The sequence below is a fragment of the Pseudomonas sp. MF6747 genome, assembly GCF_963890955.1.
In the GTDB taxonomy this organism is placed as follows: domain Bacteria; phylum Pseudomonadota; class Gammaproteobacteria; order Pseudomonadales; family Pseudomonadaceae; genus Aquipseudomonas.
Map to the genome: position 1 here is coordinate 71,127 of NZ_CAWPSZ010000023.1, position 18,907 is coordinate 90,033.

The 18,907-nt window shown below is 63.3% G+C and carries 22 protein-coding genes; 3 read left to right on the plus strand and 19 right to left on the minus strand.

Going from position 1 to position 18,907, the window contains the following annotated elements:
• Positions 1-66: 66 nt before the first annotated feature.
• A complete protein-coding gene (locus AACW30_RS19175) occupies positions 67-1,185 on the minus strand; it encodes a cytochrome P450 (protein ID WP_200623041.1) in 1,119 nt (372 codons plus the stop codon).
• 75 nt (positions 1,186-1,260) lie between these two features.
• Between AACW30_RS19175 and AACW30_RS19180 the strand changes: the two genes are divergently transcribed.
• Positions 1,261-1,956, plus strand: a complete 696-nt coding sequence (locus AACW30_RS19180) for an ArsR/SmtB family transcription factor (protein WP_200623042.1) — start codon at positions 1,261-1,263, stop codon at positions 1,954-1,956.
• A gap of 113 nt (positions 1,957-2,069) precedes the next feature.
• Here AACW30_RS19180 and phnP read toward each other — a convergent pair whose 3' ends face one another.
• From phnP to phnC, 13 genes are all read right to left on the minus strand, one after another.
• The gene (gene phnP, locus AACW30_RS19185; RefSeq protein WP_200623043.1) at positions 2,070-2,819 is read right to left on the minus strand and encodes a phosphonate metabolism protein PhnP; all 750 of its coding nucleotides are present in this window, start codon (positions 2,817-2,819) and stop codon (positions 2,070-2,072) included.
• Complete coding sequence (gene phnN, locus AACW30_RS19190; protein WP_200623045.1) at positions 2,810-3,382, minus strand: phosphonate metabolism protein/1,5-bisphosphokinase (PRPP-forming) PhnN; 573 nt, start codon at positions 3,380-3,382, stop codon at positions 2,810-2,812. The genes phnP and phnN overlap by 10 nt, the downstream gene beginning before the upstream one ends.
• Positions 3,382-4,527 carry an alpha-D-ribose 1-methylphosphonate 5-triphosphate diphosphatase gene (locus AACW30_RS19195; protein WP_200623047.1) on the minus strand — a complete coding sequence of 382 codons (1,146 nt, stop codon included), beginning with the start codon at positions 4,525-4,527 and terminating at the stop codon, positions 3,382-3,384. Before AACW30_RS19195 ends, phnN begins: the two co-directional genes overlap by 1 nt.
• Positions 4,517-5,236 (minus strand): phosphonate C-P lyase system protein PhnL, encoded by a 720-nt coding sequence (phnL, locus tag AACW30_RS19200; RefSeq protein ID WP_200623326.1) that lies wholly within the window; start codon positions 5,234-5,236, stop codon positions 4,517-4,519. Before phnL ends, AACW30_RS19195 begins: the two co-directional genes overlap by 11 nt.
• Positions 5,236-6,045 (minus strand): phosphonate C-P lyase system protein PhnK, encoded by an 810-nt coding sequence (gene phnK / locus AACW30_RS19205; protein WP_200623049.1) that lies wholly within the window; start codon positions 6,043-6,045, stop codon positions 5,236-5,238. Before phnK ends, phnL begins: the two co-directional genes overlap by 1 nt.
• Positions 6,006-6,872: an alpha-D-ribose 1-methylphosphonate 5-phosphate C-P-lyase PhnJ gene (locus AACW30_RS19210; protein WP_200623051.1), complete on the minus strand. Its 867-nt coding sequence runs from the start codon at positions 6,870-6,872 to the stop codon at positions 6,006-6,008. Before AACW30_RS19210 ends, phnK begins: the two co-directional genes overlap by 40 nt.
• Entirely contained in the window at positions 6,865-7,941 is a 1,077-nt protein-coding gene (locus AACW30_RS19215) for a carbon-phosphorus lyase complex subunit PhnI (RefSeq protein ID WP_200623053.1), read from the minus strand. Before AACW30_RS19215 ends, AACW30_RS19210 begins: the two co-directional genes overlap by 8 nt.
• Complete coding sequence (phnH, locus tag AACW30_RS19220) at positions 7,941-8,531, minus strand: phosphonate C-P lyase system protein PhnH (RefSeq protein ID WP_119739519.1); 591 nt, start codon at positions 8,529-8,531, stop codon at positions 7,941-7,943. The genes AACW30_RS19215 and phnH overlap by 1 nt, the downstream gene beginning before the upstream one ends.
• The gene (gene phnG, locus AACW30_RS19225) at positions 8,531-8,968 is read right to left on the minus strand and encodes a phosphonate C-P lyase system protein PhnG (protein WP_119739517.1); all 438 of its coding nucleotides are present in this window, start codon (positions 8,966-8,968) and stop codon (positions 8,531-8,533) included. Before phnG ends, phnH begins: the two co-directional genes overlap by 1 nt.
• Positions 8,969-8,979: 11 nt before the next feature.
• Positions 8,980-9,684, minus strand: a complete 705-nt coding sequence (phnF, locus tag AACW30_RS19230; protein ID WP_164487918.1) for a phosphonate metabolism transcriptional regulator PhnF — start codon at positions 9,682-9,684, stop codon at positions 8,980-8,982.
• Positions 9,685-9,720: 36 nt separating this feature from the next.
• Positions 9,721-10,503, minus strand: coding sequence for a phosphonate ABC transporter, permease protein PhnE (gene phnE, locus AACW30_RS19235; protein WP_017136208.1), 783 nt, complete (start codon positions 10,501-10,503; stop codon positions 9,721-9,723).
• Between the two features lie 148 nt (positions 10,504-10,651).
• Positions 10,652-11,653, minus strand: coding sequence for a phosphonate ABC transporter substrate-binding protein (gene phnD / locus AACW30_RS19240; RefSeq protein WP_200623055.1), 1,002 nt, complete (start codon positions 11,651-11,653; stop codon positions 10,652-10,654).
• 32 nt (positions 11,654-11,685) lie between these two features.
• The gene (gene phnC / locus AACW30_RS19245; protein ID WP_119739515.1) at positions 11,686-12,519 is read right to left on the minus strand and encodes a phosphonate ABC transporter ATP-binding protein; all 834 of its coding nucleotides are present in this window, start codon (positions 12,517-12,519) and stop codon (positions 11,686-11,688) included.
• Positions 12,520-12,760: 241 nt separating this feature from the next.
• Between phnC and AACW30_RS19250 the strand changes: the two genes are divergently transcribed.
• Entirely contained in the window at positions 12,761-13,459 is a 699-nt protein-coding gene (locus tag AACW30_RS19250) for a DUF695 domain-containing protein (protein WP_234452474.1), read from the plus strand.
• A 437-nt stretch (positions 13,460-13,896) separates the two neighbouring features.
• Positions 13,897-13,977, plus strand: a complete 81-nt coding sequence (locus tag AACW30_RS31605; protein WP_442793490.1) for a hypothetical protein — start codon at positions 13,897-13,899, stop codon at positions 13,975-13,977.
• 341 nt (positions 13,978-14,318) lie between these two features.
• On the opposite strand, the gene AACW30_RS19255 is transcribed toward AACW30_RS31605, so the two are convergent.
• The 5 genes from AACW30_RS19255 to AACW30_RS19275 are packed head-to-tail and all read right to left on the minus strand — an operon-like array spanning position 14,319 to position 18,905.
• Positions 14,319-14,714: a hypothetical protein gene (locus AACW30_RS19255; RefSeq protein ID WP_179606983.1), complete on the minus strand. Its 396-nt coding sequence runs from the start codon at positions 14,712-14,714 to the stop codon at positions 14,319-14,321.
• 16 nt (positions 14,715-14,730) lie between these two features.
• On the minus strand, positions 14,731-15,921 hold the full coding sequence (gene ccmI, locus AACW30_RS19260) for a c-type cytochrome biogenesis protein CcmI (RefSeq protein ID WP_200623057.1): 1,191 nt from the start codon (positions 15,919-15,921) through the stop codon (positions 14,731-14,733).
• Positions 15,914-16,387 (minus strand): cytochrome c-type biogenesis protein, encoded by a 474-nt coding sequence (locus AACW30_RS19265; RefSeq protein ID WP_124416835.1) that lies wholly within the window; start codon positions 16,385-16,387, stop codon positions 15,914-15,916. The genes ccmI and AACW30_RS19265 overlap by 8 nt, the downstream gene beginning before the upstream one ends.
• Positions 16,384-16,920 carry a DsbE family thiol:disulfide interchange protein gene (locus AACW30_RS19270; RefSeq protein ID WP_119739509.1) on the minus strand — a complete coding sequence of 179 codons (537 nt, stop codon included), beginning with the start codon at positions 16,918-16,920 and terminating at the stop codon, positions 16,384-16,386. The genes AACW30_RS19265 and AACW30_RS19270 overlap by 4 nt, the downstream gene beginning before the upstream one ends.
• Positions 16,917-18,905 (minus strand): heme lyase CcmF/NrfE family subunit, encoded by a 1,989-nt coding sequence (locus tag AACW30_RS19275; protein WP_169368564.1) that lies wholly within the window; start codon positions 18,903-18,905, stop codon positions 16,917-16,919. Before AACW30_RS19275 ends, AACW30_RS19270 begins: the two co-directional genes overlap by 4 nt.
• Positions 18,906-18,907: the final 2 nt, after the last annotated feature.

Below are 18,907 nucleotides of genomic sequence, written 5' to 3' on the forward strand. Positions count from 1 at the left end.
CCTCACGCGTCAAACTCGGCATGGAAACAAAGCCCTACACACTTGATCGCCTGGAAGCGGCTCGCGTTACGGATATAGGCCTGCACATTCAAACCGCGGGATGCGCCCATTCAGCGACGGCCAGTAACCGCATTGGCGAGCATCGGCCCAGACGCTCGGCTGGCGCAATAATTCGCGCAGCGCTTGCGATGCGATGTTCAACGCGAGCGCTTGCCCAGGGCAGTGGTGTTTGCCAACGCCAAAGCTGAACAAGCGCCGGCCGGGTCGCTCAAGCAGAATGCTGTCCGGGTCAGGGTTTGCATCGGGGTCCCGGTTCGCAGCGGCCAGCAACACGAGAACGGTATCGCCCTTCTCTAGAAAGCGATTGCCAATCGAGCAGGGCCCGGCCGCAAATCGCCGCGTGTTCTGCACCGGCGAGTCATAGCGGGCCACCTCCTCCACCAGCGCTGGCACCAAAGCCGGCATGCGCTGGATGTGCGCCAGCAGGTCAGGCCGCCGGGTGAGTGTGACCAGCGTATTGCCAATCAGGCCGGCACTCGCTTCACACGTCTGGGAGAGCAAGCCGATCAGGTTAGGCGTCAGTGCATTCGGGTCACCCCACTCGCCGTGGAGAAGCTGCTCGAGCAACCCGGTCTGCTCGAGCACCGCACCGAACAGCTGCCCCAGGTGTACAGCGCCAGCATCGGCGGCGCGCAAATGAGCCTGGCTGCTCAGCGGCGAAAGACACGCGACAAAATCCCGGGTCAACGCGGCGACTCTGTGCAACCGCTCGCCAGGCACACCCAGCAGCGAACCCACCACAGCGACCGGCAATGTAAACATCCACTCATCGAGGCTGTGCAGGCGCCTGCTGACTTGCCTCACCACCCTGGCGATATGCACCGCGTCCAACCTGGCCAGTGCAGGTTCGACCACCGCCCTGGGGCACTGGTGGGCCGCGCCCTCGTTCATGCGCATCAACCTGGCGAACACCTGACCCGCCGCACCGTTCGCGATCGCCGCAGGCACCGGCTCGTGTGACGGGCGTACCAGGCAGTCAGGGTGCGTCAGCACGGCCTCGACAGTCCTGGCGCTACTGGCGATCCACAGTCCCAGTTCAGCATCGAACGACAGCTCATCGTTGCGCCTGAGGGCCGCGTAATAGGCGTAAGGGTCGGCATGGGTCGCGGCTTGCAGCGGTGTCATCGGGCACGTCCTGTTTGCAAAAGAAGCGTTACTATCTGCCCTCTCACATGGCAACGATTCGCTCAGGAACGAAATATGCACGCTCAGAACGAGGACACGGCGCTTTCACACGTGGCGGGTGCGATTGCGGAGCCCGCGCGAACGAAAATGCTCTGTGCGCTGATGGATGGCCACGCACGAACCAGCACCGAGATGGCGGCAATTGCCCAGGTCAGCGCCTCGACCGCCAGTGCCCATTTGGCCAGGCTCAAGAACGATGGCCTGCTTACGCTGCACACCCAGGGACGTCATCGCTATTACAGCCTGGCTGGGCCGCACGTGGCGCAGGCCATCGAGGGCCTGATGCAGATCAGCCGTAACACCAGCAGGGGTTTCGTCTCGACCACGCCCACGCGTTTGCAGTTTGCGCGCACCTGCTACGACCACATGGCCGGTACCCTGGCCGTGCACCTGCACGACCATTTCATCGCTAGCGGCTGGTTGATGGGCGACGGCACTTACCAGCTCAGCGCGCCTGGCGAACAAGCCATGACCGAGCTGGGCATCGATGTGCCCGCACTGCGCACGCAGCGCCGACGTTTCGCCTGTTCGTGCCTGGACTGGAGCATGCGCCGCCCGCACCTGGCCGGTGCTTTGGGCGCGGCATTGCTGCAAAGTGTTATCCGCCGTGGATGGGTGACCCAAGACCTGGACAGTCGCGCGTTGGGGTTGACGGCCAAGGGACGCAAGGCGCTGGCAAGCCGATTTGGAATGGAAATCTGCAGACAATAAAGATCACAGTGTGGGAGCGGGCTTGCTCGCGAAAGCGCGGGATCAGTGAAGAATCCCTCAACTGACACACCGCATTCGCGAGCAAGCCCGCTCCCACAGACGTCATGCTGTGTTCAAAGAACCCGGCCATCCCACGCCACTGTCACATGCCTGGGCAACTCGCGCCGATGTTCCAGCAACCACGCGTCCAGCGTATGCCCCACGTGCGTCAGTACGCCCAATTGCGCACCTGTTTGCTCAATGCTGCGCAATGCCAGCGTCACGTCATTGTGATTGCGCGGTGCCTGGGGCTGCGGCGGCATGGAGCAATCGAGCACCAACACCTCCAGTGGCGCGCGTTGCAGCCAGGCCAGGGTGGCAGGCGGCAGGCCGACCGTGTCGGTGAGGTAGGCGATGCGCCGACCTTCGCCTTCCAGCAGATAACCGAAGGTGGGTTTGGAGTGCTGCAATGGCAGCGCCGTCACGCGCAACTCGCCAAATTCGCGGGTTTCGAATGCGCTAAACGGCTGGCTGAAATCCAGAATCCCCGGGTGCTTGTAAAGGTCGGACAACCCTTGCGGGTCCGCCGGCCCGTGCACCGGAATCACCAGCCCCTGGCCCCAGCGCAAATGCAGCAAACCTTGCGCATGGTCAGCGTGGTAGTGGGTCTGGAAAATCCCGTTGAAACTGCGCGGCGGGAAGCGTTCGGTCAGGTCCGGCAAACCGCTGTCGATCAACCAGCGCTGGTCGCCACATTCGATCAACGCGCTGCACGGTCGGCGGCGTAACCCTTCATCGCTGTGCGCCAGGGCGCAGGCAGCGCATTCGCAGCCGTACACCGGAACTTGCCGCGCGTCACCGGTGCCAAGCAAGGTCAGGCGCATGCCGAGTGCCCGTGATCCAGGCAGCACAGCAAGCGCTCGACGGTATGCACCAGCGGGCCGGAGTTATCCAGCACCAACAGCCCTGCACCATTGCCGGCGATCAGGTCTGCGGTGAACCGTGCATTGCGTGCCAGGCGCTCCTCGATATCGGCCAACGACTCACGCCCCCGCGCGATCAAGCGCTGGCGCAACACGGTTTGATCGACCGTCAGCAACAGCACCAGCACCGAGGGATAGCGTTCGCGGGTTTGTGCCAGGTGCGCGCGGGACCCATTGACCAGCACGTCTTCCCCCGCCGCCAGCCAGTCGTCGATCACACGCGGGATGCCGTACGACAACCCATTGGCGTGCCAGCTGAGGGCAAACGCGTCCTCGGCCTGCATCGCGGCGAACTGCTCCGGGCTCACACCCTGGGCCGCCTCGCCCACCGCTTCGGCCGAACGGGTGATCACCCGCCGCACAATGCGGCAGCCGCGCTCGGTCAAGCGCGGGCGGGCGGCATCCAGCAGGCTGTCCTTGCCCGAACCCGATGGCCCGATGAGATAGATCAACCTGCCTGCCATCAAAACACCCTCTTCGCTTGTCGCCACACTTGTTGCACCACGGGCAGCCCTTCGCGGCGCTTGGCCTGGACCAGATCAGCACGCAGGCCCACCGCAATTTCACCGCGATCGGTCAGGCCCGCCGCGTGCGCCGGTGCCAGGCTGATCATCTTGACCGCGCGCGCCAGGTCGCCGCCGTCCTGCTCATCGGCCAGCACGAACGCGGCCTGCAACAGGCTGGCCGGGTAGTAGTCGCTGGAAAGTATATCCAGCAATCCCTGCGCAGCCAGGCCGGCGGCGGCCACATTACCCGAGTGTGACCCGCCGCGCACCACGTTCGGCGCACCCATCAACACTTTCATGTTCAGCGCCTGGCAGCCCTGGGCTGCTTCAAGCGTAGTGGGGAATTCGGCAATGGTCATGCCGTAGCGCGCCGACTCTTCAACATGCGCCAACGTGGCGTCATCGTGGCTGGCTACCGACAACCCACGCCCCAGGCAATGTTCGACGATGGCCGCGCGATAGCGGTCGCTGTACTCGCGGGAGTTGGCCATTTGCAACACGATAAACGCGTCCATGGTTTCGTCGTTGAGGTGGTACTTGCCCATGTAGTACTCACGGTACTTGGCTTCGAGAACGAACTGGCGCTGACCCGGCGAATGGTCCATCACCGACACCAGACGCACCAGCGGGTTTTCCACCAGGTCGCGGAACACGCTCAGGGTGTCCGGGTGGCACAGCTCGCAGCGCAGGTGCAAGTGGTGCTCGGCGCGGGTCAGCCCGGCGCCCTCGGCCGAGGCGATGGCGTCGAGCATCGCCGGCAGTTTCTTCATGCGGTTGCCCTTGGGGTTCACATCGCCGATGGACACCGCGTCGAACACCGTGGTGATGCCCGCCGCGATGATCTGCGCGTCATGGCTGAGCACCGCCGAGGTCGACGGCCAGTCCACGCCGGGGCGCGGGGTCATGTGTTTTTCCAGGTTGTCGGTGTGCAACTCCACCAGCCCCGGCAGCAGGCAATCACCGCCCAGGTCCTGGGCCTGGGGCAACTGGCTGCGGCCTTCGGCAATGTCGACGATCTGGCCGTCGCGCAGCACCACCGAACCGAGGAACACACGCTCAGCCGTAACGACCTGGGCATTACTGAGGATCTGTTCAGCGGGCATGGGCGTATTCCTCTGCGGCAACGGGCGTGGGGGTCATGTCGAAATGGCGGTCGGCAACCGCTTCACGGGCGGCGCGGTCGTGGAAGATGCCGATCAGTGCGGCGCCGCCAGCCTTGGCTTCGTTCATCAGTTCCAGCACCACCTGGCGATTGTTGTCGTCAAGAGACGCGGTGGGTTCGTCCAGCAGCATCACTGGCCACTCGACCATGAAGCCACGGGCGATATTCACGCGCTGTTGCTCGCCACCGGAGAAGGTGCCGGGCGCCAGTTGCCACAGGCGTTGGGGAATATTCAGGCGTGTCAGCAAGTGCTCGGCGCGTGACTGCGCATTGGCCTTCGACCAACCACGGGCGAGCGCGGGCTCCATCACCACGTCCAGGCAGGCCACGCGTGGGATCACCCGCAAGAATTGACTGACGTAACCCAGGGTTTGCTGGCGCACCTGCAAAATGTCACGCGGCTCGGCGCCGACCAGCTCCAGCCACTCACCGGCATGCCTTACGCGAATGCTGCCACCTGCCGGTAGATAGTTGCCGTACAGCGTGCGCAGCAAGGTGCTTTTACCCGCGCCGGACTGGCCGTGCAGCACCAGGCATTCGCCGCCCTGCACACTGAATTCCACGCCGCGCAGCACGTTGAGCACCACGCCGTTCTGCTGGTGCAAGGTGAAGGTTTTCGAGAGGTCGCGAACCTCGATCAAGGCATTCATCATGGCTGCAATACCGAAGACACCAGCAGTTGAGAGTAAGGGTGCTGTGGATCGTCGAGGATCTGGTCGGTGAGCCCCGTTTCCACCACGCGCGAACGGCGCATCACCATCAGGCGGTCGGCCAACAGACGGGCCACGGCCAGGTCATGAGTGACAATCACCACCGCCAAATCCAGCTCACGTACCAGGCCGCGCAGCAGGTCGAGCAAACGCGCTTGCACCGACACGTCCAGACCGCCGGTGGGTTCGTCCATGAACACCAGGCGTGGGCTGGAGACGAGGTTGCGGGCGATTTGCAGGCGCTGCTGCATGCCGCCCGAGAAGGTGCGCGGCAGGTCATCGATGCGCTGCGGGTCGATTTCCACCTGGCCCAGCCAATCCAGACCGGCGCCGCGCAGTTGCGCATAGTTGCGCACGCCCTGGGCCATCAGGCGCTCGCCAATATTGGCGCCGGCCGACACACCCATGCGCAGGCCGTCACGGGGGTTCTGCTCGACAAAGCCCCACTCAGTGCGCAGCAAGGTGCGGCGCTCGGCTTCACTGGCGCTGTAAAGATCGAGCCATTCGCCGTCCTTGCTGCGGTAGCCGATCGTCCCGTCTTGCGGTGGCAGACGCCCGCTCAACAGCGACAGCAAGGTGGATTTACCCGAGCCGGATTCGCCGACAATCCCCAGTACTTCGCCGGGGTACAGGTCGAAGCTGACACCCTGGCAACCCTTCTCCGGGCCGTACAGCAGGGACAGGTCACGCACGTGCAATAACGGCTGGCTCACTGGCTGTTCTCCTTCACCCGTTGGGCGCAATACCACGTGTCAGAACACACGAAACTCTGGGTACCCGCGTCGTCGAGAATCAGCTCATCGAGAAACGACTCATGGCTGCCGCAGATCGCGCAGTTGTGTGCCCACTTCTGCACCTCGAACGGGTGGTCTTCAAAGTCGAGGCTGGTGACTTGGGTGTACGGCGGCACTGCGTAGAGGCGCTTTTCACGCCCGGCGCCAAACAGCATCAGTGCCGGGCTCATGTCGAGCTTGGGGTTGTCGAATTTGGGGATCGGTGATGGGTCCATCACGTAGCGCTCATCGACCATTACCGGATAGGCGTAGCTGGTGGCGATGTGGCCGAAAGTGGCGATGTCTTCGTAGAGTTTTACGTGCATCACCCCGTAATCGTTGAGCGCGTGCATGGTGCGCGTCTCGGTTTCCGACGGTTCGATAAAGCGCAGCGGCTCCGGGATGGGCACTTGGTAGACCATGATCTGGTCGGCCTGCAGCGGCGTTTCCGGGATGCGGTGGCGGGTCTGGATCACGCTCGCCTCCGGCGTGGCTTCGGTGGTGGCGACACCGGCCGTGCGCGCAAAGAAGCGCCGGATCGACACGGCGTTGGTGGTGTCGTCGGCGCCCTGGTCGATGACCTTGAGCACGTCATCGGCGCCGAGGATCGCGGCGGTCAATTGCATGCCGCCGGTGCCCCAGCCGTACGGCAACGGCATCTCGCGGCCCCCGAACGGCACTTGGTAACCGGGGATGGCCACGGCCTTGAGCAAGGCGCGGCGGATCATGCGTTTGGTCTGCTCGTCGAGGTAGGCAAAGTTGTACGCCGGGTCACGCGCAGGTGTTTGAGTCAGGTCATTCATGGCGCGTGCCCTCGGCCGGTTTGCGCAGTTTGCGGATCAATTCCAGCTCGGACTGGAAGTCCACGTAGTGAGGCAATTTGAGGTGCGAAACAAAGCCCGCGGCCTCGACGTTGTCGCAATGGGCCAGCACGAACTCTTCGCGCTGAGCCGGCGACACCACCTCTTCGTTGTATTCCTCGGCGCGCAGCGAGCGGTCCACCAGCGCCATGCCCATCGCCTTGCGCTCGGCATGCCCGAACGCCAGGCCATAGCCACGCGTGAACTGCGCCAGCTGCGTGGCCGAACCAACGAACTGGTTGACCATCTCGCACTCGGTCACTTCGATGCTGCCCAGGCACACCGGGAAGCCCAGTTCTTCGGGGTCGATCCACACCTCTACGTCGCCGATGCGAATCTCGCCGGCAAACGGGTGATTGCGGCCATAGCCGCGTTGGGTCGAGTAACCCAGCGCCAACAGAAACCCCTCGTCGCCACGGGCCAGGGCTTGCAGGCGCTCGGCGCGGCTGGCCGGGTATTCCAGCGGGTCGCGGGTGATGTCGGCGACGCTGGCGTTGTCGTCAGCTTCGTTTTGGATCAGGCCTTCCTTGGCGAGCAAACCGAGCACCCGCGGGCAGGCTTCGATGCGCGCATCCACCGTGGTTTGCGGGCCTGGGTATGCACCTTCGGCCAGCAGCGAAAAATCCAGCAGCCGGTGGGTGTAATCGAAGGTCGGGCCGAGCAGCTGGCCGCCGGGCACGTCTTTGAAGGTGGCCGACAGGCGTCGACTCAATACCATGTGCGCCGTATCAATCGGCAGGCTCGGGCTGAAGCGCGGCAGCGTGGTGCGGTAGGCGCGCAGCAAGAAGATTGCTTCCACCAGGTCGCCCGCCGCTTGCTTGATCGCCAGCGCGGCAAGTTCTTCGTCGAACAGCGAGCCTTCGGTCATCACCCGCGCCACGGCCAACGGCAGTTGTTCGCGGATTTGTGCAACGCTGAGTTCGGGAATGGCGGTATCGCCCCGGCGTTTTTTCGCCAGCAGGCGGTGGGCATTGTCGATGGCTTGCTCGCCACCTTTGACGGCTACGTACATCAGGCGTGCTCCTGTGCAATGCGGCTGCTGCGTGGCAGGCCAATCAGGTGATGACCTGCGCTGAACACCACGTCCAGGCCACGCGGGAAGGCTTCGCGGCGTTGGCGTTCCAGCCAGAAATCCTGCGGCACCGGCAGGTTCACCCGGCGTTGCGTCTTGATGCCGGGGCCATGCCAGTGCAGGCCGCGACCGGACTCCAGATCGGTAAGCTGAACCAGCAAGGTGCAGGACTGGTCGGGGTAACGGTCGTTACCGTGGTCGAAGCCGCTGAGGTCGAGCAGGTCTTGTTCGCCGAGCAACGCAAAGGCCGCTTCTTCGCGCTTATCCGTCAGTGGGCAGCCGCAGTGAAAGGCCAGGTTGGCGCGGATCAGCGGCGTGTCGAAGCTTGGCGCCAGCCACACTGGCGTGTCCCCATCCAGCAGCGCCAGGCACAGCGCGTAGGTGGCGGGTGCCAGGCCATCCAGGCGCGGCGCTGAAGGCAAGTGCTGGATCAGGCCCGGTTCGGCCAGGGCTTTGAGCGCCGCGCGAAAACCGCGCTGGGCATCGAGTACCGGGTCGACAAACGCCGGTTGCAACAGGTGCGCATTCATCAGTTTTCTCCTCGCACCAAGGTGAAGAACTCGACCTTGGTGGCGGCAGTGTCGGCTTCTTTTTGCGCGCGGCGTTTGGCTTGGGCAGCGGCCAGCGCGGTGATCAAATCGCTGAGCCACAGGCTCGGTTGCGTGCCTTGCAGGTGCGCGTCGGCCAGGGCGGCCAACTCGGCGCGGGCTTTGTCGCGCCCGGCCAAATAGCTGTAGCCGGTGCGGCCGTCAGCCAGGCGCACCACGCAACGGGTCACGCTCATTTCACCGACGTTGAAGGCGGCGCCATCCCCGCCCATGCGGCCACGCACTAACGTCATGCCGATTTCAGGGGCGCGAATCAGCTGGTACTCGGCGTCCTTCAAAGCCGCTTCGTGAGGTTGCAATTCATTGAGTTGGGCGCGGGCAAGCACACCCATCCAATGCTGACGCGGGGACAGGTTCATCGGGGTCTCCATCAGGTCACCACTTGGTACTGGAAGCGATCCGAACGGCTGGTGGACTGCGCCAGCTCCACCGGGCGGCCGTCGCGATCGCGGGAAAGGGTGAATACGGTGAGGGCCGGCAAGTGCCGGGGCATCATCAGCAGCGCGGCTTCGTCACGGTTGGGCAAACGCGCGCCGATCAGGCTTTGCGTGCGGGTCAGTGGCAGGTCTCGCTCGCGCAAGTACTGGCGCAACGAGCCGCCGGTGTAATCGGCCAGCAGCGGCGCGCGGCTGGCGCAGTAGCGATGGCGGATCAGGCTGACGGGCTGGTGGTCGAGCTTGCGCAGGGTTTGCAGTTCGATCATCGGCGCCATTTCGGCGATGCCCAACTGCAGCGCTTCGTCTCGGCTGGCGTAGCAGTAGCGGCGCTTGAGCAGCACCGCCTGCACGCCCATGCCCTGGGCCGACAGCGATTGGCTGTAGGACGTCTCGGCGCCCATCGGGTAAATCAGCGGGCGGTCCAGCACCTGAGTGCCCTTGCCCTGGCGGCGCAACAGGCTGCCTTCGAACACCAGTTCGTCGATGGCACGGCGCAAAGTATGGCGGTTGACGCCAAAACGCTCGGCCATGTGCACCTCGCCGGGCAGGAAGTCGCCGGCCTGGTAGCTGCTCAGTTCACGGCGCAGGATGTCCGCGAGTTCGCGGTACACCGGCTCATCTTGTCTAGACAACTGCATGCTTAAAAAAAGCGCCGCGCGGGCACCCCTCTGGCGTCAGATGAACTGCTTGCGCAGGCGTTGGGACAGCACGTCGATACAGCTCACGACAACGATGATCACCAGCAGCACCGCGCAGGTCTGGACGAACTGGAAGGCGCGGATGTTTTCCCAGAGGATCACGCCGATGCCGCCGGCGCCGACCATGCCGACCACCGTGGCCGAACGCACATTGGCTTCGAAGCGATACAGCGCGTAGCTCACCCACAGCGGCATCACTTGCGGGATCACGCCGTAAATCACTTCCTGCAAGGCGCTCGCGCCGGTGGCTCGCACGCCTTCGACCGGGCCTGGGTCGATGGCTTCGACGGCTTCGGCAAACAGCTTGGCGAGCACGCCGGTGGTGCTGATCCACAGGGCCAGAACGCCCGCGAAAGGACCGAGGCCGACGGCGACCACGAACAGCATGGCGAACACCATTTCATTGATGGAGCGGAACGCATCCATCACCCGGCGCAGCGGTTGGTGCACCCACCAGGGGGTGATGTTGTCAGCGCACAGGATGCCCAGCGGCACCGAGCACACAATCGCCAGCACCGTGCCCCAGAGGGCGATTTGCACGGTGACGATCATCTCTTTGAGGTAGGAGCGCCATTCGTGGAAGTCGGGCGGAAAGAAGTCGGCGGCGAAGGTCGCCATGTTTCCAGAGTCGCGGTACAGCGCCAGCGGGTTCATCTCCGCGCCGTGCCAGGCCCAGGCCAGCAGGACCAGGAACAGGCCCCAGCCGAGGTATTGCGGCCAAGTGCGTTTGCCTACAGCTTCAGCGTGCAGAGTTGTCATGGGTCACTCTCGGTGTAGGGTTGGAACCGGGCTTGAAGTGGGAGCGGGCTTGCTCGCGAAGGCGGTGAATCAGTCGCCGGATGCGTTGAATGACACACCGTATTCGCGAGCAAGCCCGCTCCCACATAGAGCCCGGTTCCTACAGGGGTTAGCCGTTGGCTGCAGTCTTCTTGTCCAGCTCGCTGATGCGCTGCTGCAGCTTGGCCAGGTCGGCGTCGATGTCCGCCAGCTTCTTGGCCTTGTCAGCGGCTTCGAGGTGGTCGTCAGCGCTGATGGTGGTGCGCTGCTTGAACAGCTCAAGCTGGCGGATCGGCAACAGCTGGTCATCGCTCGACGGCAGGAACTTGCCCAGCTGCATGTTCTTCAGCACGGCCTTCTCTTCATCGGTGTCGCCGTAGTAGGCGAAGAAATCGCGGATCTTGGTCTTCTCGCTGTCGCTCAGCGCCTTGCTCCACACCATCGGGTCAGCCGGGATCAGCGGCGATTTCCAGATCACCTTGAGCATGGCGGCCTTGTCCGGCTGTGTGACTTCAAGGCGGTCCCAGCTTTCGGTGTTGAAGGTGGCAACGTCCAACTGCCCTTTGGCCACGCTGAGTGCGTTGACTTCATGGCTGGAGTTCAGCGTGCGTTTGAATGCGGTGGCGGCATCCACATTGTTCTTGGCAAACACGTAGTAGCCCGGCACCAGGTAGCCCGAGGTGGAGTTCGGGTCGCCGTTGCCGAAGGTCAGGTTCTTGGCGTTCTTGAGCATGTCGTCAACGTTGTTGATCGGGCTGTCCTTGCGCACGATCAGCACGCTCCAGTAACCGGCGGCACCGTTGGCGGCGGCGGTCTGGGCGAAGATCTCGCCGTTGGAGCGGTCCACGGCTTCCATCGCCGCCTTGTTGCCCAGCCAGGCCACGTCGACCTTGTTGAAGCGCATGCCCTGGATCAGCCCGGCGTAGTCGGAGGCGAAGGTGGCGTTGATGGTCAGGCCGGTCTTCTTGTGCATGTCATCCAGAAACGGCTGCCAGATGCTCTTGAGGTTCTGCGAGGACTCGGTGGACATGATGCCGAAGTTGATGGTTTTGTCGGCGGCCTGGGCGCTGCCCAGTGCGACGCCGGCCAGCAACACCGCAGACAGAAACACGTGGCCGATACGGTTCAACATGGAAGGAATTCCTGTGGGTCGTGAGTAAGGTTTCAAGCGCGCGCCAGGGCCAGCCGAGGGGTAACGTCGGTGTGGCGGGTCTGGTCGGAAAACATCAGGCTGGTGTCGACGTCGGCACCGTACAAATCGTTGAGGAACTGGCTGCTCATGGCGCTGCCCTGCCCGTCGAAATGAATCCGTCCACCTTTGAGGGCCACAGCCCGCGGGCAATAACGCATGGCGTAATCGACTTGATGCAGGGTCACCACCACGGTCTTGCCGTCGCGGCGGTTGATGTCGGCGAGGATCTCCATGACCTTGCGCGCCGACTCCGGGTCCAGCGACGCGATAGGCTCATCGGCCAGAATCACTTCGGCGCGCTGGGTCAAGGCACGGGCAATCGCCACGCGCTGCTGCTGACCGCCGGACAAGGTCGACGCACGTTGCGCGGCCAGATCGGCCAGGCCAACACGGGCGAGGGATTCGAGGGCAAAGGCCTTTTCCTCGGCATTGAACAAACCCAGGTTGCCGCGCCAGCGCGGCATGCGGCCCAGGCAACCGAGCAGCACGTTGTCGAGCACGCTCAGGCGATTGACCAGGTTGAACTGCTGGAAGATGTAGCCGATGTCTGCACGCAGCCGCCGCACCTTGCCATTCAACCGTCCACTGGCCTGCACCTCCCGGCCCAGCACCTTGACGCTGCCGCCGTTGCTTTTGTCGCAACAGGCCAGGCCTGCCAAGTGGCGCAGCAACGTGGACTTGCCGGACCCGGAAGCGCCAATCAGCGCGACCATCTCACCGGCAGCAATGGTGAGTTCGAGGTCGACCAGTGCGGATTTCTTCGCAAAGGTCTTGTTCAAGTGATCGACATGGATAGCGTGAGTCATGGGCATCTCTGTCTGGTTTGAACAGCCAGGGGATGGCTGCGGTTGAGTTCAAACGACAGTAGGCGCGCCAGGTGTCAGTGCTATTACTTGCACATGACTGGCGTGCGGCGGTTTGATGAAGGTTTTGTGAAAGGTTGGAGGTGGGTATCCAGTGGTCTGCGGCGAAGACGTCTGGCACACTTCGCGCCATCAACTAGCCACTACTCGATGGCACTCCCGCAGCGTTAAAGGAAAAACACGGATGTTCACTGACAAAACACGTCCTCTGGCCTATCACCGACTGTGCGGGCTGACGCTCGCCAGCCTGCTCCTCGCGGGTTGCGCCACCCCTGCCCCTCAACCACCGCCGGTGGCTGTACGCGATCAGTGCTTGGATAAAGGCTCTGCAGCAAGTGCGGCATTCGAGCGTTGCGTGGCCGACCGGCAAGCGCAAAAAGCGAAAATGCTCAAGGACGTCCTCGCCGTGCTCGACACGACGCCCGGTCGCCAACCTTCGGCTGATGCGGGCCCGGACGGTTATCAGCCAGCCGACTTCCCGGAAACGCCCAAGGTCCTGAGCTACCAGGGCGAACGCTCGATCTCGGTCGCTGAAAAACAGGCGCTGCCTTACAAGGTCAGGATCACCTGGCAATACGACTCACCTTTCCCCGTGCCTTTACCGGGCGACGTCTACAGGATGGGCCAGATGCGCCAGCAGGTCGTGCCGGCCGTGGAGGCGCAAGGGCTTGCGAAGTTTGTGTGCACAGTGACGGCTGACCAGCAGGTGCAGTGGATTTTCTACGCCAAAAGTGAGGAGGCGTTCATGGCACGGGTGAATGCCGCGCTGGCCAAGAGCGAGCCTTACCCTCTGATATTCACGGCGACTGAAGAGCCCGCGCTGAACAGTGAAATGGTCAAGACGGGGACACTGCGCATCACGCCAAAAACCTGCATGGAATGATGATCGCGGACACAGCTTGCCTTAAGGTATTCAGTGTTGACCGATCGTTCCCACACTCTGCGTGGGAACGATCGATACAACGACAGCTGAACAAGACTTTCCCTACGCTCAGTCATTTAACCGCTCTGCATTATGTGGGCCGAGCCGTACGCAGGAGGGCCAAGCCCTGCCGGGTCTCCCATTCCCCGGTCGACCAACCTGCGTATGGCTCACCCTTTGCAACCTGCTTTGGGGCGGCTGTGCACGGGAGGCTTCGGCCTGCCGGGTTTCTATGACCGGTCTACCACCCCACATACACCACCCGACCTCATCTTCACCCTCCGCCCCGGCCTCAGCATCGAAGTTGCCCTGACCACTGCCAGCGAGATGCTGGAATCGGCGACGGTGTGTGTGCGCACGACTGTGCCGAGCATTTGGAGGGCACAGGCCGCAAGCAGGTGCTGGCGGTGGTGCAGATGATTGAGATTGCTCAGCTGTCAGTAGATCAGGTGCTGGATAGGGAGTGTCCCGCCGCTTGATAGCGCGGTGATTCCTGTGGGAGCTGGCTTGCCTGCGATGGCGGTGGGTCCGCTGGCGGACTTATGGCTGACACACGGCTATCGCAGGCAAGCCCGCTCCCACACTGGGTGTGGTGTACATCAGGGGATTTCTCGCACGATGGCGAAACAGACCTAACATTCAGATCTGATAGAGCTCAAAACTGTGGGAGCGGGCTTGCTCGCGAAGGCGGTGGGTCAGTGATTGATAGGCTGGCTGACACTGCGCCTTCGCGAGCAAGCCCGCTCCCACATTTGGCCTCCAGTGGATGCAAGAATGCATTCCACGGGTATGAAAAAGGCGACCCGAAGGTCGCCTTTTTTCATTGCGCGTATTGCTTGCTCAGCCCCGGCGGTACGCCGTGCACATCGGTCTCTTCCCACGGCCCGTTCGGGCTGATGGAGCGGCTCCAGCCGTTGCTCCAGCGGTAATAGGTGCGCTGGCGGTAGAAGGTGTCGGGCTGTTCTTCCAGCACGTACACCTGCATCTTGCCGTCCCAGTGGCTGGCGGCGCCCGGTGGTGGGGCGAAGGTCGGCGATTTGCTTGGCAGCGGTTTCGGCGGCGGGGTCACCGGGCCGGACGGTTGGGTGCTTGGCTGGGTCGAAGGGCCCGACGGCGGGATGGTCGGGCCGGTGGGTGCCGGAGGTGGCCGGTGGACCGCACAAGCGCTCAGGCCGAGTACCAGGCTGAGCAGGGTGATGCGTGCAAAGGCGGTCATAGGCGTTTTCCTCGATTTACTTGTCCGGACTGTCGATGGTCAGCTGCTGCAGCGCAGTGGCAGTGCTGGCCAAGGGTTGGCTGCGGCCGATCCACTCGCCAGCGGTCGGTTGACCGGCCCGGGATATGCGCGCAACCAGTTGGACTTCGGGGAAGTTCGACAGTTTCAACTGCGGCATCATCGCGTCCGCATCGCCCAGTTCGACGGTGACAGGCAGTTCGGCGACGGTCACGCGCTTGGCCGCCAGCGGTGCAGGCGGGCCGGAGACGGCACGGGCGAAGATGAACACGCTGTCGGTGGGCAGGGCTTTGGCCTTCACCTCGGCGGACAAATCCACGCGCACTTTAAGAACAGCCTTGGGCGCTTGAGCGACAGTACCGCCGCTCTCCCTGAGCTTTTCCGCCGCTCGGTCGATACCACCTTGCAGCGCGACCCTGGAATTGTCTTCCGGTGGCAGCTGCGCCAACAGGCGGTTCCAATAGTCGATGGCGTCCTGATAACGCTGGCCTTCAAAGGCGGCAATACCCAACAGGCCAAGGCTGGTGACTTCCTTGGGGTCCAGCTTCAAGGCTTCATCGGTCAGCGCCTGCACCTTGGGCGACCACTGTTTGTTGTCGGCAAAATACTGCGCCTGCGCCCACTGGCCGAGCAGTTCCGGCTGGCGGCCGGCCAAAGCCACGGTGCGCTCGAAGACTTTGGCCGCATCGGCGGAACGGTCCTGGGCCATGTAGGCGCGACCGAGGAAGTACAACCCTTCCGGCGAATCCGGCTGGGCAGCGGCGGCGCGTTCCAGGCGCTGGGTCATGTCTTGCATCGACACCGGCGGCTGGGAGAATTCGCGGGTGAGTTCAACCTTGTCACTCGCCCCGTAATGCAGGTACAGCGCAACGCCCAGGACCGGCACCAGAAACGCCGCCAAAAACGGCAACGGTTTGCCCAGGCGCGATTCGCGAGGCGTTTCCGCGCCTTCGGTATCGGCCAGCAGCTCACGGGCCGCTTCGGCGCGGCCGGTGTCGAGTTGCGCGGCATTCAGCACGCCTTCGTCCTGCTGCACTTGCAACTCGGCGACGCGTTCCTGGTAGAGCGCTACGTTCAGCGCGGTGCGGTCCTCTTCACGCTGGGCGCGACGGCCGCGCAATACAGGGATCAACAGGAAACTCAGGGCAATCAGGAGCAGCAACCCTGCTGCGAGCCAAAAATCAATCATCAGTCTTGGTGTCCAGCAATTGGTCGAGGCGTTTGCGCTCTTCGGGGGATAAGGCGTCGGAGCCATCGGTAGGCGCGGCGCGGCGGCGGCGGACGATCACGGCCATGACCACCACACCGGCCAGCAGCAGCCCGGCGGGACCGAACCAGAGCAGCGCGGTCTTGCCGGTAAGGGCCGGTTTGTAACGCACGAAATCACCGTAGCGCTCGACCATGAAGTCGATGATCTGCTGGTTGTCCTTGCCCTCACCCAGCATGCGGAAGATCTCTTTGCGCAGGTCGGCGGCGATGGGCGCGTTGGAGTCGGCGATATCCTGGTTCTGGCACTTGGGGCAGCGCAGTTCCTTGGTCAATTCGCGAAAACGCTCACGGTCACCGTCCTTGGCGAATTCGTAGGTGTCGATGGCCGCATGCGCGACGCCGACCAATCCAAGCGCAAGAACAGCAGCGGCTAACAGACGCTTCATGGCTTGGCCTCATCGACCAGCGCCTGGTACTTGGCGGCCAGTTGCTCGCGCCAGACCACTTCATCGATCACGCCGACGTACTTGTCACGAATCACGCCTTTGGCGTCGATAAAGAAGGTTTCCGGAGCGCCGTACACGCCGAGGTTCAAACCGAGGTTGCCGTCTTCATCGCGGATATCCATCAGGTACGGGTTGTGGAACTCCGCCAGCCACTTCAGGGCCGCCGCATTGTCGTCCTTGTAGTTGATGCCGTAGATCACCACGCCCTTCTCGGCGAGTTTGTTCAACACCGGGTGCTCGACGCGGCACGAGATGCACCAGGTCGCCCACACGTTGACCAGCGCCGGCTTGCCCAGCAGGTCGGCCTGGGTCAGGGTCTTGTCGCCCTGCACGGTCTTCAGGCTGAACGCCGGGAATGGCTTGCCGATCATCGCCGAAGGCAGCTCGGCCGGGTCCAGGTACAAGCCGCGATAAAGAAACACCGCCACCACCAGAAAGGCCGCCAGCGGTAACACCATCAACCAACGCTTCATGCCGGCGCTCCTTGCAGGCCGAGGGCTTCACGCACCCGGCTTTTTACTTTGACGCGATAACGCCGGTCCAACGCGGCCAGCAAGCCACCCACGCCGGTGAGCAACCCACCGAACCAAATCCAGCGCACAAACGGTTTGACGTGCACGCGCACCGCCCAGGCGCCGTCGCCCAGCGGCTCGCCCAGCGCCACATAAAGGTCGCGGGTGAAACCGGCGTCGATGCCGGCTTCGGTCATCATCGAACTCTGCACGGTGTACAGGCGTTTTTCCGGGTGCAGCACGGCCACTTCCTTGCCGTTGCGCACCACACGAATAGTGCCTTTGTCCGACGTGAAGTTCGGGCCTTCAAAGTGCTTGGCGCCTTCGAAGATGAAGTGGTAACCGGCCAGGTCCATGGACTCGCCGGGTGCCAGGCGCAGGTCGCGCTCGGCGCTGTTCTGGCTGGAGAGCACCACGCCGAGGGCGCACACGGCGATGCCGAGGTGCGCGACCTGCATGCCCCAATAGCTGCGGGTCAATGTCGGCAAGCCTTTGATCAGGCCTTTATGGCGGGTTTTGTCGACAATGTCGCGCACGCCGGCCAGCAATACCCAGGCGGCGAGCAGGAAGGTCGCGAGCACCGCCCAGTTGAAGTCGCCATAGGCAAAGCCTGCGATCACCGCCAAGGCCACACTGCCCAGCAGCACCGGCATCAGCATGCCAGCCAGCCATTTCACCGGGGTGTCTTTCCAGCGCACCAATACGCCGACTGCCATCACCACCATCAGCAGGCCCATCAGCGGGATAAACAACGCGTTGAAGTACGGCGGGCCAACCGACAGCTTGGCGCCGCTCAGCGCGTCCAGCACCAGCGGGTACAAGGTACCGAGCAGGATCATCGACGCGGCCACCACCAGCACCAGGTTATTGCCCAGCAACAGCGTTTCACGCGACCACAGGTTGAAGCCGACCTGGCTCTTGACCACCGGCGCGCGCAACGCAAACAGGGTGAGCGAGCCGCCCACCACAAACAGCAGGAAGATCAGGATGAACACGCCCCGCGCCGGGTCGGACGCAAACGCATGCACCGACGTCAGCACGCCCGAACGCACAAGGAACGTGCCAAGCAAACTGAGGGAAAACGCGGCGATGGCCAGCAACACGGTCCAGCTTTTGAACACGCCGCGTTTTTCGGTGACCGCCAACGAGTGAATCAGCGCGGTGCCCACCAGCCACGGCATGAACGAGGCGTTTTCGACCGGGTCCCAGAACCACCAGCCGCCCCAGCCGAGTTCGTAATAGGCCCACCACGAGCCCAAGGTGATGCCGATACCGAGAAAGGCCCAGGCGACGATGGTCCACGGCCGCGACCAGCGCGCCCAGGCGGCATCCAGACGCCCGCCGAGCAAAGCGGCGATGGCGAAGGCAAAGGCCACCGAGAAACCCACGTAACCCATGTAGAGCATCGGCGGGTGCACGATCAGGCCGATGTCTTGCAGCAATGGGTTGAGGTCATGCCCGTCCACAGGGATCTGCGGCAGGATGCGGCTGAATGGGTTGGAGGTCATGATCAGGAACAGCAGAAAACCAATGCTGATCATGCCCATCACCGCCAGCACCCGCGCCAGCATGACTTGCGGCAGTTGGCGCGAGAACACCGACACGGCGAAGGTCCAGCCGCCGAGAATCAAGGCCCACAACAGCAACGAGCCTTCGTGGGCGCCCCACACGGCGCTGAATTTGTAGTACCAGGGCAGCGCGCTGTTGGAGTTGTTGGCGACATAGGCGACAGAAAAGTCGTCAGTCATGAAGGCATAGGTCAGGCAACCAAACGCGAACAACAGAAAGGCAAACTGGCCCCAGGCGGCCGGCTGGGCCAGGCTCATCCACAGGCGGTCGCCGCGCCAGGCGCCAAGCAACGGCACCACGGCCTGCACGACGGCAAAGCACAGGGCGAGGATCATCGCCAACTGGCCCAGCTCGGGAATAAACAGTGCGGACGTCATCA

Coding starts and splice junctions, on each gene's coding strand:
- AACW30_RS19175 (WP_200623041.1), bottom strand. CDS start 1,185: ATGACACCGCTGCAAGCCGCGACCCATGCCGACCCTTACGCCTATTAC.
- AACW30_RS19180 (WP_200623042.1), top strand. CDS start 1,261: ATGCACGCTCAGAACGAGGACACGGCGCTTTCACACGTGGCGGGTGCG.
- phnP (WP_200623043.1), bottom strand. CDS start 2,819: ATGCGCCTGACCTTGCTTGGCACCGGTGACGCGCGGCAAGTTCCGGTG.
- phnN (WP_200623045.1), bottom strand. CDS start 3,382: ATGGCAGGCAGGTTGATCTATCTCATCGGGCCATCGGGTTCGGGCAAG.
- AACW30_RS19195 (WP_200623047.1), bottom strand. CDS start 4,527: ATGCCCGCTGAACAGATCCTCAGTAATGCCCAGGTCGTTACGGCTGAG.
- phnL (WP_200623326.1), bottom strand. CDS start 5,236: ATGAATGCCTTGATCGAGGTTCGCGACCTCTCGAAAACCTTCACCTTG.
- AACW30_RS19210 (WP_200623051.1), bottom strand. CDS start 6,872: ATGAATGACCTGACTCAAACACCTGCGCGTGACCCGGCGTACAACTTT.
- AACW30_RS19215 (WP_200623053.1), bottom strand. CDS start 7,941: ATGTACGTAGCCGTCAAAGGTGGCGAGCAAGCCATCGACAATGCCCAC.
- phnH (WP_119739519.1), bottom strand. CDS start 8,531: ATGAATGCGCACCTGTTGCAACCGGCGTTTGTCGACCCGGTACTCGAT.
- phnG (WP_119739517.1), bottom strand. CDS start 8,968: ATGAACCTGTCCCCGCGTCAGCATTGGATGGGTGTGCTTGCCCGCGCC.
- phnF (WP_164487918.1), bottom strand. CDS start 9,684: ATGCAGTTGTCTAGACAAGATGAGCCGGTGTACCGCGAACTCGCGGAC.
- phnE (WP_017136208.1), bottom strand. CDS start 10,503: ATGACAACTCTGCACGCTGAAGCTGTAGGCAAACGCACTTGGCCGCAA.
- phnD (WP_200623055.1), bottom strand. CDS start 11,653: ATGTTGAACCGTATCGGCCACGTGTTTCTGTCTGCGGTGTTGCTGGCC.
- phnC (WP_119739515.1), bottom strand. CDS start 12,519: ATGACTCACGCTATCCATGTCGATCACTTGAACAAGACCTTTGCGAAG.
- AACW30_RS19250 (WP_234452474.1), top strand. CDS start 12,761: ATGTTCACTGACAAAACACGTCCTCTGGCCTATCACCGACTGTGCGGG.
- AACW30_RS19255 (WP_179606983.1), bottom strand. CDS start 14,714: ATGACCGCCTTTGCACGCATCACCCTGCTCAGCCTGGTACTCGGCCTG.
- ccmI (WP_200623057.1), bottom strand. CDS start 15,921: ATGATTGATTTTTGGCTCGCAGCAGGGTTGCTGCTCCTGATTGCCCTG.
- AACW30_RS19265 (WP_124416835.1), bottom strand. CDS start 16,387: ATGAAGCGTCTGTTAGCCGCTGCTGTTCTTGCGCTTGGATTGGTCGGC.
- AACW30_RS19270 (WP_119739509.1), bottom strand. CDS start 16,920: ATGAAGCGTTGGTTGATGGTGTTACCGCTGGCGGCCTTTCTGGTGGTG.
- AACW30_RS19275 (WP_169368564.1), bottom strand. CDS start 18,905: ATGACGTCCGCACTGTTTATTCCCGAGCTGGGCCAGTTGGCGATGATC.